Raw genomic sequence first — 13226 nt, 5'->3', positions numbered from 1 at the left:
AATAAGGCGGAGTGTCCAATGGTATTTTCCAGTTTAATTTTTGTATATTTTTTCCTGCCATTGTGTATACTTTTTTACCTGGCAACGGAAAATGTAAATAACAGAAACAAAGTATTGCTGGTATTTTCAATGATATTTTACGGTTTTTCATCGCCGTCCTATCTGATATTGATGCTTTTTATGGTCTTTATTAGTTATAAGGCCGCTTTGAAAATTCAAGATAGTGAAGATGACAGTATTAGAAAAAAATGGCTTATAGGAAGTGTTACAATAAGTCTTCTTGTGTTGGCGGTATTTAAGTATCTATCACCGATTTTAAGGCTGACAAATTCTTTGACGGGAATGCCTAAAGAAGTTATAAATATAGTGATTCCTGTAGGGATTTCCTTTTATACATTTCAGCTTATATCATATGTAGTGGATGTTTACCGAAAAAAAAGTGAAGCTCAAAAAGAATATCTAAAGCTTTTACTGTACGCAGGATTGTTTTTTCAGTGCGTTGCAGGACCTATTGTCAGATATAGGGATGTTTCAAATGAAATTGAAAACCGCAGTTTCACATTTATTGGAGCTGAAAGCGGCATTACAAGATTTGCCATAGGACTAGGTAAAAAAGTATTATTGGCAAATACCTGTGGACAGGTATTTGCTGAATTTATCCCTGAGGGAGTTGATGCCATAAGCACTACTCCCGTGGCTTCGTTGTGGTTAGGAATGATTTTTTATACCTTCCAGATTTACTTTGATTTTTCGGGATATTCGGATATGGCAATCGGAATGGGATTAATGTGCGGTTTCCATTTTAGAGAGAATTTTAATTATCCTTATATTTCAAAAAGTATAAGAGAGTTCTGGAAAAGATGGCATATTTCTCTTAGCTCATTTTTCAGGGATTATGTATATATTCCTTTAGGTGGAAGTAAAAAAAGCCATAAACGAACTGTATTAAACCTTTTTATAGTATGGACTTTAACAGGAATCTGGCACGGAGCCGGAATAAACTATTGCTTATGGGGAATATATTATTTCATATTTATCACCATAGAGCACCTGTTTTTAAAGGATAAGTTAAAAAAATTGCCAGGGTTTTTATCAAGATTCTATGCTCTTTTTGTAATTTTACTGGGCTGGGTGATTTTTAAGTTTGAAAATCCTTTTGAAATGCTTTCTGTTTTGTCAGGTATGTTTGGCCTGAACAATAACGAGCTTTGGGGTTATGAAACGGGGATACTGATGTTAAATTATTGCTTCTTTCTGGCGATTTGTATATTAGCATCAACACCTGTAGTAAGATATGTTATAAATAAATATGCATCACTTGTTGTCGGAAACGAATTTTACGAGAAAACAGCAAGTATAATGGAAATTGTTTTTCCTACATTTTTATTGGCATTGTCAACAATGGCCCTGGTAGGAAACAGTTATAATCCATTTTTATACTTTAAATTTTAAAAAACAGTGGGGTAAATAGGGTTATGTCTGAGAAAAAGAAAAAATGTTATGCATTAAAGACAAAACTTTTCTTGTTTATTCTTTTTTGTATTGCTAATATTGCGTTGATTATCCCTTTAAGACCAGAGTTTTCTGATGTGGAAAAAAGGAAGCTGGATTCATTTCCTGAATTTACAATAGAAACATTTTTAGATGGCTCGTATTTTTCAGCCATAAGCAGCTGGTATTCCGATACATTTCCTTTTAGGGATCAGCTTGTATCAGCAAATACTGCAGTTACTTCCTTAGAAGGGGTAAAAGCCAACATCATCAAAGGAAGTGTTTCAAAAGGTGATGTTATTCCTGAGGTGGCTGAAAAATCAGAAAAGAAAACCAGGGAATGCATCAAAAAAGATAATTCAGATGATGAAAAAACCAAAAGCGATATTACCAAAGATGATATAGCATACGAAGAAAAAACAGCCATAGATAAACAGATTAAAGAAGAAAAAGATAAGAATAATGAAAATTCTTCAGAATCTGACCAGGCAAAAGACGAAAATAATAAGGATGAAAACATCGAAAATACTACGGATGAAGAATTATCAACCCAGTCTATGGGAGCGATATTTATAGCAGGAAATGCTTGTTATGAGTATTATGGATTTTCCCAGGCTACTTCCGATGCTTATGTTGATACAATAAATACACTTTCATCATGCTTGCCTGATAATACAAAAGTGTATGATATGATTGTGCCAAACAGCATGGATATTACATTAAAGGATTCCATAAGACAAAATTTGAATTCCAGTGACCAGAATAAGGCCATTAAATATATGTACTCAGGTTTAACTGAAAAGGTTGAGCCTGTTAAGATTTTTGACACTTTAAGAAAACACAATGATGAATATATATATTTTAGAACAGACCACCATTGGACCGCTCTTGGAGCTTATTATGCATATAGTCAGTTTAAGAAAGCAAAGGGTGAAAAGGCAAGAAGTATTGATTCTTATCAAAGCGTTGATTATGAGGGATTTCTCGGTACTTTTTATGCACAAAGCGGTAAAATGGATGCTTTGTCACAGCCGGATACCGTCAGGGCTTATATACCTGATGCCACAAATGTAATGACATTTTATGGAAAAGATGGAAATCCGGTAAATTGGAATATAATCAGTGATGTAACAAATTGGAATACAGCAACAAAATACAGCACTTTTATAGGTGGGGATAATCCTTTGGCAATTATTGAAAATCCTCAAAAAACTGATGGAAGCAGTATTCTTGTTATAAAAGAGTCCTATGGAAATGCCCTTGTTCCTTTTTTAGTGGACGATTATCAATATGTTTATGTAATAGATTACAGAAGCTCAAATGAAAAACTGACAAATTTTGTCAATGAAAAAGGAATTAATGATGTATTGTTTATTAATACCATAATTGCTACAAATACTCAAAGTCGTGTAGATGAGATGCGAAATCTTATACAATAAATTGTCTTTGGGAGAAAGGATAACCGTAAAAAAAACGGAAAAAAGGATTTATATGGAATTTTTAAGAGAACAGGGAGTTAATGAAAATCTTATTCAAAAAGTTATAGAATTTAGAGAAAAATACCAGGTTTTTGAAAGTGAAAAATCAAGAATAGAAAAACCCCAAATGAATTTTTATGGTAAGGAAATACTGGAAATGGCAATAAGCGCCATACTGGAAGGTGAAAATATTCTTCTTTGCGGTGCCAAGGCTACCGGAAAAAATGTTCTGGCGGAAAATCTGGCATATATTTTCGGAAGACCCCAATACAATATTTCTTTTCATGTAAATATAGACAGTAATGTACTTATAGGAACAGATACTTTTGAAGATAATAAAGTCAAATTAAGAAAAGGTCCGGTGTATTTAAGTGCTTTATACGGGGGATTTTGTATTTTAGACGAGATTAACATGGCCAAAAATGATGCGGTTTCAGTACTCCATTCCGTTCTTGACCATAGAAAAATAATTGATGTTCCAGGCTATGACAAAATTCATCTAAATGATGCCTGTCGTTTTATCGGAACAATGAATTACGGCTATGTAGGAACCAGAGAACTTAATGAGGCTTTGGTTTCAAGATTTATGGTTATTGATATGCCTTCAATAAAAGAGGAAACTCTTATGCAAATATTTGAAAATGAATTTCCAGATGCAAAAAAAGAAGCACTTTTACAATTTACAAAACTCTTTATGGACCTTCAAAAAAAGGCTGAAAACGGGGAAATTTCCACAAAACCTTTGGATTTAAGAGGTATTATTGCGGCTTTAAGAACTATAAGATGTGGATTAAAGCCTGTTAGTGCGGTAAGTATGGGGATAACCAATAAAAGCTTTGATGGATTTGAAAGGGATATTGTAGGTGATGTGGTCATGACAAGAATTCCTGATTCAATGGAGTGTTTTGATGTCTTTTAAGAGGCATAAAGGAGTAAAAGCCTATGGAAGAAGAAATAGATTACTTTAAGGACGAATATGAACTTGAAGCAGAAAACAGGATAAGAAACCTCTGCTGGACAGTCAGCGGGGATTATAATATGAGCATTACTCCTGATTTGGAATCCTTTAAGCTATCAAAATACATTGGACTTTATGATGCCATAAAACAGGGGGCTTTTGCGAAATATCTTGATAAAGAGGCACTTTCTACCTACATTGTTAAAAAAGTATTCCTTTCGGGGGATAAAGATTATCTTATGTATATTATGCAAATGTGTGTAGATTCTGCAATAAAAGATGCTTTATGCCAGGACAGACCAGGTGTTTTAGCCATTAGAAAACAAGCCTACGAAGATATTTTGGAATACAAATTTGACAAAATGACAGCCACTTTTTTAGGCAGAATAAAGATAGAAGTATTAAAGCAGGAGTTGGGATTTTCAAACGGAGCAAGTCAGAATATTGATGAATATGTAAAACTGATACAGTCTTTAGAAAATGTCACAGACTCAAGAAAAATAATTGAAGCAGTTGATTACATTTATAATAGCTGCATTGACAATACTTTCGAAAAAAAACATGGTGACCTTGAAAAGGTATTGTCTGTTACCATGGAAGAACTTTCAGAATATGACTGGAAGGACTTTTTAAATGACGAGATGTATGAGGATATGTTGGAAAGATATATGGAAGACATTGAAAGTGAACTTTCTGACATAGCAAATACACCGGAAGAAAAAAAGGAAAAAGAAGAAGAACGAAAAAATAATTCATCCATAAGAGCCTATACAGAAGAAGATGTAGAAAAAATATATAGCTATGTAGAGCTAAATTATGGAAGGTCATATTTAAATGAAAATGAGCAAAAGCGTTTAAATAATAGAATTTGCCGTGGAATGCATACAAATTGCAGACTGTATTTTACAGAAGGGATTTTGGCAAATCCCGTAAAGGTAAATTACCAGTATAAATATGCCCAGAGGATGATATCCAACAATCAATTTGAATTAAATAATAATTTCAGGGTTGTAAAAAAGAATATTTCACATCTTGCATCCACCTTGAAACATTCCCTTATTTTCAGGAATCAACGAGAATTTGAATTATCTGATAACGGGTTAATTGTTCCTTCAAGATTGTGGAGACTTGGAAGGGTAAGGGATGACAGGATTTTTTCAAAAGAAATAAGAAAAGATAATTCCCGCTTTGTGGTGGATATTTTAATAGATTCCTCAGGTTCACAAAGAAAACAGGCACCTAAAGTTGCAATTCAGGCCTATATTATAAGCGCCGCACTTAGTCAGGCTAAAATAGCCCACAGGGTAATGGGATTTTCAACTTTTTGGAATTATACAATAATGCAAAGATTCAGAGAGTACGATGACCCGGAATCTAAGGATAAAGAAATATTAAAATTTCTGGTATCTTCAAATAACAGAGACGGTCTTGCCATAAGGGCGGCTACAGATTCCCTTATTCAAAGAGAAGAGGACAATAAAATACTTATTATATTAAGTGATGGTAAGCCAAATGATGTTGCCATTAAAAGAAGTGGAGCCGCAAAGGCGAAACCTTACATAGGAAAAGCTGCCATAAATGATACTGCCTTAGAGATAAGAAAGTGCAGAAGTCTTGGTATTTCTGTATTAGGAGTTTTTACCGGGCATGAAGAAGATTTGATAGCAGAAAAGAAGATATTTGGAAAAGATTTTGCCTATATCAGAGACATAAACAATTTTTCCAATATAGTAAGTGTTTATTTGAAAAAACAAATTACTGACACATAGTGCAATAAAAAAATTGTGTAAAATTTGCCTATATGATATAATGTTCTCCGTTGTTTTATGAATACCCCTTAAGGGTTACAAGAAGGAGGAACTTATATGCTTGAACGATTGTTCAAACTTAAAGAGAATAATACTGATGTGAAAACAGAAATCGTTGCAGGTATTACTACTTTTATTACCATGGCATACATACTTGCCGTAAATCCATCTATGTTAGTTGATGCAGGAATGGATAAAGATGCAGTTATGTTAGCTACAGCTTTAGCTGCAGCTTTTGGTTGTCTTTGTATGGGATTATTGTCAAATTATCCATTTGCTTTGGCAGCCGGAATGGGATTAAATGCCACATTTACTTATACTTTATGTATAGGACTTGGTGTTTCCTGGAAACTGGGTCTTTTTGCAGTGTTTGTTGAAGGTCTTGTATTTATTTTACTTTCACTGGTAAATGTCAGAGAAGCGATTTTTAATGCCATACCAAAGAATTTAAAATTTGCAATAAGCACGGGACTTGGATTTTTTATAACCTTAATCGGTCTTGAAAATGCGGGAATAGTAGTTGCAGATGAATCTACATTAGTAGGAATGGCCAATATCAGCGGAGATTTTGCAAATCAGGGTATTGCCATATTACTTACAATGATTGGAGCTTTGGCAATTATTATTCTTATGATAAGAGGCATTAAAGGAGCAATGCTTATCGGTATATTTGGAGTTTGGATTATAGGAATCATTCTTCAAATTACAGGAATATTCCAATATCCAATAAGTCTTTTACCTTCCTTTAAGGATGTAAATTACGGGGCTTTGTCAATTACCTTTGGACAGTGTTTTAATCTTGATTTTACAGGTGTTGATATAGGAAAATATATTTCCCTTGTTATTTCACTGTTATTTATAGATATTTTTGACACATTAGGTGGAATTATCGGTCTTGCTTCAAATACCAATATGTTAGATGAAAACGGAAAACTACCTAAGATAAAAGGAGCCTTATTGGCAGATGCATTGGCAACCACAGCCGGTGCCATATTTGGAACATCTACCACTACAACCTTCGTAGAAAGTGCTACCGGAATGGAAGCAGGAGGAAGAACCGGTCTTACAGCTATTACTACAGGATTTTTATTCTTACTGTCATGCCTTTTAGCACCGGTATTTACTGCCATACCATCATTTGCTACTGCACCTGCACTTATTGTAGTTGGAGTATTTTTAATGAAGAGTGTAACCAATATTGATTTTGGTGATTTATCTGAGGGCTTTCCTGCATTTATATGTATTGCAGCTACAGCTTTTACATACAGTATTTCCAACGGAATGGCCTTTGGAATTATTTCCTACACAGTTATTACATTACTTTCAGGTAAGGCAAAAGAAAAGAAATTAAGTACACTTATGATAATACTTTCAATCATATTTATTATTAATTACGCAGCTTTATAAAGAAAATAATATACAATTTTAAGGAAGGCTCTGGCTAATTTATTGAAATTACAGAGTCTTTTTTAAATTTCTTAAGAAAAAACTAAAAAAGTTGTAAATATTTAATTAATAATGTGGTTTAATATATATTAGGGCTGATTGCGCGGCCAATTATAATAATAAATCAGGAGGATAAGTGATGAAGTTAAACAAAAAGATTGGGATTCCTGTAGCCATTATCATTGTGGTAATAGCAGGAGTACTTATCTGGTATTTCGGTATCAGAAATGTAGTGGGAACCAAAGGGTTGGTTTATGTAGAAAAGGTAAGTGAAATTATAGGGGGCGATAAAACCGGCATACAAAACCGTTATGCAGGTGTTGTAGAAGCTCAGGATACTGTTAAGATTGCCAAAGCCTCTGACAAAGTGGTTGGAGAAGTATTTGTTACAAAAGGTCAGGAAGTTAAAACCGGAGATCAGTTATTTAAATATGACACGGCAGACCTTAATACAAAACTTCAGCAGGCACAGCTTGAGCTTGACAAATTAAACAATGACATTGCTGACAATACAGATCAGATAAATACACTTAATGCTCAAAAGGCAACTGCATCTGCAGAAGAACAGGCAGATTATAATTCTCAGATTCAGGAATTAAATCTTGAAATCAAGCAGTCTCAATATGACAAAAACAGTAAACAGATAGAAATAGACGGACTTAACGAATCTATTAATAATGCTGTTGTTGTTTCCACTGCTGATGGAATTGTAAAAAGCGTTGGAAGTCCGGGATCTTCAGATAATTTAGATTCAGACCAGAATTCAGATGTTTCAGATGATGCATTTGTTACGATTTTAGTATCAGGAAATTACAGAGTGAAAGGTTTAGTCAGCGAACAAAATGTCTATACCATTGAAAAAGATGCCAAGGTAATTATCAGATCAAGAATGGATGATAAACAGACCTGGGAAGGTACAATCAGTAATGTAGACACACAGTCAAACGACGAAAACAATAACAACAATAATGATGATGATTATTATGGTTCTCAATCAGGCGATACTTCAACAAAATATCCTTTTTATATTTCACTTCCAAGCAGCGAAGGTCTCTTACTTGGACAGCATGTATATATTGAAATGGATCAGGGACAGACAAGCAAGAAAAAAGAAGGTCTTTGGCTTATGTCAGGCTATATTGTTCAGGAAGATGAGTCTGCTTATGTATGGAAAGCGGATTCAGGCAAGAAACTTGTAAAACAAAAAGTTACTCTTGGAGATTATGATGCAGAACTTGATGAATACGAGATAAAAGACGGCCTTAAAGAAGATGATTACATCGCATGGCCACAGCCAAAATATGAAGAGGGACTTTCAACTACAACAAATGTTTCAGAAGCAGGAGATTTCTCAGAAGATATAACCGGTGACGAAGGAGAATATTCTGATTTTGGCGAAGGAGACTGGAGTTCTGATTCCATAAAAGATTTAGAAGGTGGAGATATGGGAGATAAGGATGTAGATTCCCTTGAAGAACCATCTAAAGAAGGCGACGAAAATATAGACAAAGAAAGTGTACAGGATGATGATACTACTGCTGTAGGAGGAGAAGGTTAATGCTTTTAGAATTAAAAGATATTTATAAAGATTATCTTCAGGATAAGCTTGTTATTCCTGTTTTAAAAAATGTATCTTTAGCTGTGGAAGAAGGCGACTATCTTGCTATAATGGGTCCTTCAGGTTCAGGAAAGACGACTTTGATGAATATTGTGGGATGCCTTGATAAGCCTACCAGTGGAACATATCTTTTAGATGGTGAAGATATAGCTAAAATGAATGATAAGCAGCTTTCAAATGTAAGATTAAATAAAATCGGATTTGTATTTCAGAATTTTAATCTCTTGGCAACACAAAGTGCTCTTGATAATGTGGCACTTCCGCTAATTTATGCAGGTGTTAAGAAAGCAGAAAGAAGAGAAAAAGCCCGTATTGCTCTTGAAAGAGTCGGACTGGGAGAAAGAGTTAATTTTAAGCCTACCCAGTTGTCAGGTGGTCAAAAGCAAAGAGTTGCCATAGCCAGAGCCATGGTAAACTCACCAAAGATACTTTTGGCAGATGAACCTACAGGTGCCCTTGATTCAAAATCAGGTGATTCCATAATGGAACTTTTTTCCAGTCTTAATAACGATGGTGTAACAGTAATAATGATTACCCATTCCAGAGAAATTGCTGATTGTGCTAAAAAGTGCATATTTATCAAGGACGGAATCATTGAAGAAGATACAGGGAGGATATAGACCATGGAAAAAGGTAAGAAAATTCTCAAAGCTGTAATTATTACACTTATAATAATTGCTCTGATTGGTGGTGGAGTAGGATATTATATTAATTATTCAAACCAGCAGCTTGTGGCAAAGGTTATGTCGGTAAGTAATTTGGGTTATGAAGATTATGAAAGCTCCGGAACTACTACCGGAAGTATAAAAAGCAATAAATCACAATCCATTTATTTGGATGATGATATGACTTTAAAAGAAGTCAATGTTAAACAGGGTGATACGGTAAAAGCCGGAGATGTGCTTTTAACCTACGAAAGTGAAATGCTTCAGATTAATGTTCAGGAAAAGCAGCTTCAGATTACCAACACAGCTACTCAGATAAAAAACAAAGAGGCAGAACTTCAAAAGTTTAAAACCATGACTCCTGTTACCCCAAAAGAACCGGAACCTGACACACCGGATAATCCCGATACACCGGATGATAATGATGATATTGCCGGAAAGGTAGAAAATCCGGAAAAAGTTGTGGCAATAGGTACGGTAAATGCTATTTCCCAAAGCTATTATGGAGATGGCAGTAGCAAAAATCCATACAGATTCCTGTGTACCGAGGATGGCTATGTAACAGGAGAATTATTTAATACTCTTGGTGGCTATAATGATGAAGGGGAACAGGTTAATGATGGGAAATATGCTGTTTTTGAAATACGCGAGGGAGATGTATTAACAGGAACAAAGCTTGAAAATACCACCATTGACGGTTCTATGCTTCCATATATGAAGAAAAAAGACAAGGTAAGCGTAAAGCTTTTAACCACCATGGTAACAGAAGCGGTAATAGACGAACCTGAGGAGGAGCCTGATAATGAGCCTGAGGAGGAGCCACAGGAAGAAGGTTATACCCAGCAGGATATAAATGATAAAATCAACTCCATTAATTCAGAACTCAGACAGCTTAATCTGGCACAAAAAGAAAACCAGGTTGATCTTGAAACTGCTCAGAAAGAACTTGATAAAGCCAATGTAAAAGCGGAAATGGATGGAATAGTTGTTACTTGCGGAAATATGGATGAGCTGCCTTCATCAGATCGTCCCATGATAGTTATCAGCGATGCAGCAGGAATGTATGTTACCGGAACTGTTAGTGAATTTGATTATAATGACTTAAAAGTAGGTCAGGTAATTTCCGGAAACACCTGGGAGACAGGTACCTATTTTACTGCAAAAATTACGGATATTTCCACATATCCTTCCAATAGCAATGATAATGATTACTATGGACCGGGAAATAGCAATACATCATATTATCCTTTTACAGCATATATAGAAGATGCTTCAGGCCTTAATAATGGCGAAGGAGCAGATATTACCCTTAAAAACAACGAAGGAAACAAGGGCTTTTACCTACCAAAAGCCTATGTCAGAAAAGACGGAAATACTTATTACTGCTTTGTAAGAAATGATGAAGGTGTTTTGGAAAAGAGAAAAGTATCTGTAGGACAGTCTTCAGATTCTTATTATGTTAAAATCTATTCCGGAATTACAATGGATGATTATGTAGCCTTCCCTTATGGAGATACAGCAAAAGAAGGTGTCAAATGCGAAGAATACAGCTACGATATGGACTTCTAAATTTATTTGTGAATTTGAATGAAAGGGGAAAAAGAGATTGATAGAAAATATACGATTATCTTTTCAGGGAATATGGGGACATAAGCTTCGTTCATTGCTTACCATGTTAGGAATCATAATAGGTATTGCAGCAATTATAGCTATTGTTTCTACAATTAAAGGAACCAATGAGCAAATAAAGCGAAATTTAATCGGTTCCGGAAATAATACGGTAAAAGTTGAATTAAGAAACTCTGAAGACGAATACGGGGAATCTCAGGTATCTGCCTTGGGGCTACCTGAGATTGATAAAAATGTTATAAATCAGATAGAAGAATTTGATGAGGTAGAATCTGCAGTTGTATATCATAGCACAAGTGTATACAGCGGATTATATTATAAAAATAATTCATTAAGTAATGGCCATGTTTATGGAACAACAGCAAAATATTTTGATGTGGCAGGACTTAAGATAAAGCAGGGAAGAGGTTTTATGGACTCTGATATTTCTAAATACAGAAAAGTGGCTATTATAGATAATGAATCCTTAGATGCCTTTTTTATAGACGGAGATCCTATCGGTCAGACAATTGAAATTCAAAAAGAGCCTTTTACCATAATAGGTGTGGTTACAGAGTCTGAAGAATTTGAACCTGTAATAAATTCAGAAGAAGATTACTACAGCTATCAGTCAGAGGCAGGAGGAAATGTTTATGTTCCTTACAGTATCTGGCCGACTATTTATGGATATGATCTGGCACAAAATGTCCTTATTAAGGCAAGTACAACTGACGAGATGAGTAAGGCTGGTAAAACGGTAGCTGATTATTTAAATAGTCAGATTCCGCAATCACAACAGACACCAGCCGGTCAGGAAAGTGCAGCTATGGGAGACCAGGAAACATTGACAGATGTAGAAGGGGATAAAGGTGATGCTGATATCTCAGGCGAAGGTTCCTCTTCAAAATCAGGCATTTCCTATAAGGCAGAGGATAAACTAGAAGAAGCAAAACAGCTTCAGCAGTTAAGTACTGCCACCAATCAGCAGCTTATATGGATTGCAAGTATTTCACTTTTAGTTGGTGGTATAGGTGTAATGAATATTATGCTTGTGTCCGTCACAGAAAGAACCAGTGAAATCGGGCTTAAAAAAGCTATTGGTGCAAGAAAGGGACAGATTATGCTTCAGTTCTTAACAGAAGCGGCTGTACTTACAAGTCTGGGAGGACTTATAGGAGTTATAGCAGGAATAGTTCTGGCACAGGCTATATCCAAGCTATCTTCAACACCGGTAGCCATAAGTGTTCCGGCGGCAGTTTTGGGAGTTGTATTCTCAATGCTTATTGGTATAGTTTTTGGACTGCTTCCTTCAAGAAAGGCTGCAAATTTAAATCCTATAGAGGCATTACGACACGAATAATATTAAATAAATATAAAAAAATGTTAACATTCTTTCTAGTGCGGACATTTGTCTTTAACGTGTTAAATCGTTAAAGAATCTTGTTTACTTAAACACTTTAGTATGGTAAAATACTGTTTGTTATAAGAGGTGAATGACTTTAATATAACCTAGTGCAAGGAGACAAACTAGTATGAACAAGAAAATAAATACAGACTCGGTTCGTATGTTATTTGAGGCAATTTTAACTTTGAAGGATGAAGATGAATGTTTTACATTTTTCGAAGATGTGTGTACAATTAATGAAATTATTTCATTGGCGCAGCGTTTTGAGGTTGCGGGTATGCTCAGAGAACACAAGACATATTTGGAGATTGCTGAGAAAACAGGAGCTTCGACAGCTACTATCAGTAGAGTAAATCGTTCGTTAAACTATGGAAATGATGGTTATGATATGGTATTTAAAAGATTGTCGGATACTGGAAAAAAAGAGGATTAAATCATGACCACCGGCTCAGCCGGTGGTTTGCTCTGCGGCTATAAGCCGCTGTTACTAGCTACCCCTAAAGGGGCTCTGAAAAATCCGCCAGCCGCACTACGATTACTGGCGGGCTCTCAAGAGCCTCTTTTTATTTGCCCTTGTTTACCGGCTGACCCGTAAACGGATCTATAAATTCACTTAGTGACATTTGATCATATTCTAAATCTTCTTTTAGTTGGTTGCGAATATACTGTTCAATCTTTTTTGCATTTTTACCTACGGTATCTACATAATATCCTCTGCACCAGAAATGTCGGTTCCCGTACTTATACTT

The 13226-nt window shown here is 35.2% G+C and carries 11 protein-coding genes; 10 read left to right on the top strand and 1 reads right to left on the bottom strand.

The genetic code is table 11. From position 1 onward, the window contains the following. Window positions 1-18: 18 nt before the first annotated feature. The 10 genes from BM153_RS09115 (at window position 19) to BM153_RS09070 (ending at window position 12910) form a co-directional block, all read left to right on the top strand. Entirely contained in the window at window positions 19-1452 is a 1434-nt protein-coding gene (locus tag BM153_RS09115; RefSeq protein ID WP_092872960.1) for an MBOAT family O-acyltransferase, read from the top strand. A 23-nt stretch (window positions 1453-1475) separates the two neighbouring features. Next, on the top strand, window positions 1476-2930 hold the full coding sequence (locus tag BM153_RS09110) for a DHHW family protein (RefSeq protein WP_092872958.1): 1455 nt from the start codon (window positions 1476-1478) through the stop codon (window positions 2928-2930). Window positions 2931-2982: 52 nt separating this feature from the next. After that, window positions 2983-3888 carry an AAA family ATPase gene (locus tag BM153_RS09105; RefSeq protein ID WP_092873102.1) on the top strand — a complete coding sequence of 302 codons (906 nt, stop codon included), beginning with the start codon at window positions 2983-2985 and terminating at the stop codon, window positions 3886-3888. 23 nt (window positions 3889-3911) lie between these two features. Then, complete coding sequence (locus BM153_RS09100) at window positions 3912-5696, top strand: vWA domain-containing protein (protein WP_092872956.1); 1785 nt, start codon at window positions 3912-3914, stop codon at window positions 5694-5696. 96 nt (window positions 5697-5792) lie between these two features. Continuing rightward, a complete protein-coding gene (locus BM153_RS09095) occupies window positions 5793-7142 on the top strand; it encodes an NCS2 family permease (RefSeq protein ID WP_092872954.1) in 1350 nt (449 codons plus the stop codon). A gap of 178 nt (window positions 7143-7320) precedes the next feature. After that, on the top strand, window positions 7321-8739 hold the full coding sequence (locus BM153_RS09090; protein ID WP_092872951.1) for an efflux RND transporter periplasmic adaptor subunit: 1419 nt from the start codon (window positions 7321-7323) through the stop codon (window positions 8737-8739). Further along, window positions 8739-9419: an ABC transporter ATP-binding protein gene (locus BM153_RS09085; protein WP_092872949.1), complete on the top strand. Its 681-nt coding sequence runs from the start codon at window positions 8739-8741 to the stop codon at window positions 9417-9419. Before BM153_RS09090 ends, BM153_RS09085 begins: the two co-directional genes overlap by 1 nt. A 3-nt stretch (window positions 9420-9422) precedes the next feature. After that, entirely contained in the window at window positions 9423-11033 is a 1611-nt protein-coding gene (locus BM153_RS09080; protein ID WP_092872947.1) for a biotin/lipoyl-binding protein, read from the top strand. Window positions 11034-11070: 37 nt separating this feature from the next. Next, window positions 11071-12432, top strand: coding sequence for an ABC transporter permease (locus BM153_RS09075; protein WP_242949107.1), 1362 nt, complete (start codon window positions 11071-11073; stop codon window positions 12430-12432). 172 nt (window positions 12433-12604) lie between these two features. Further along, window positions 12605-12910: a YerC/YecD family TrpR-related protein gene (locus tag BM153_RS09070; protein ID WP_092872945.1), complete on the top strand. Its 306-nt coding sequence runs from the start codon at window positions 12605-12607 to the stop codon at window positions 12908-12910. 130 nt (window positions 12911-13040) lie between these two features. Here the strand turns inward: BM153_RS09070 and BM153_RS09065 are convergent. Then, a partial coding sequence (locus tag BM153_RS09065; protein WP_177205634.1) for a transposase occupies window positions 13041-13226 on the bottom strand: 186 nt, incomplete at its 5' end.

This window comes from Acetitomaculum ruminis DSM 5522 (assembly GCF_900112085.1).
In the GTDB taxonomy this organism is placed as follows: Bacteria; Bacillota; Clostridia; order Lachnospirales; family Lachnospiraceae; genus Acetitomaculum; species Acetitomaculum ruminis.
The sequence above is the reverse complement of the archived record's forward strand: the minus strand, read 5'-3'. Positions and strand labels throughout refer to the sequence as shown.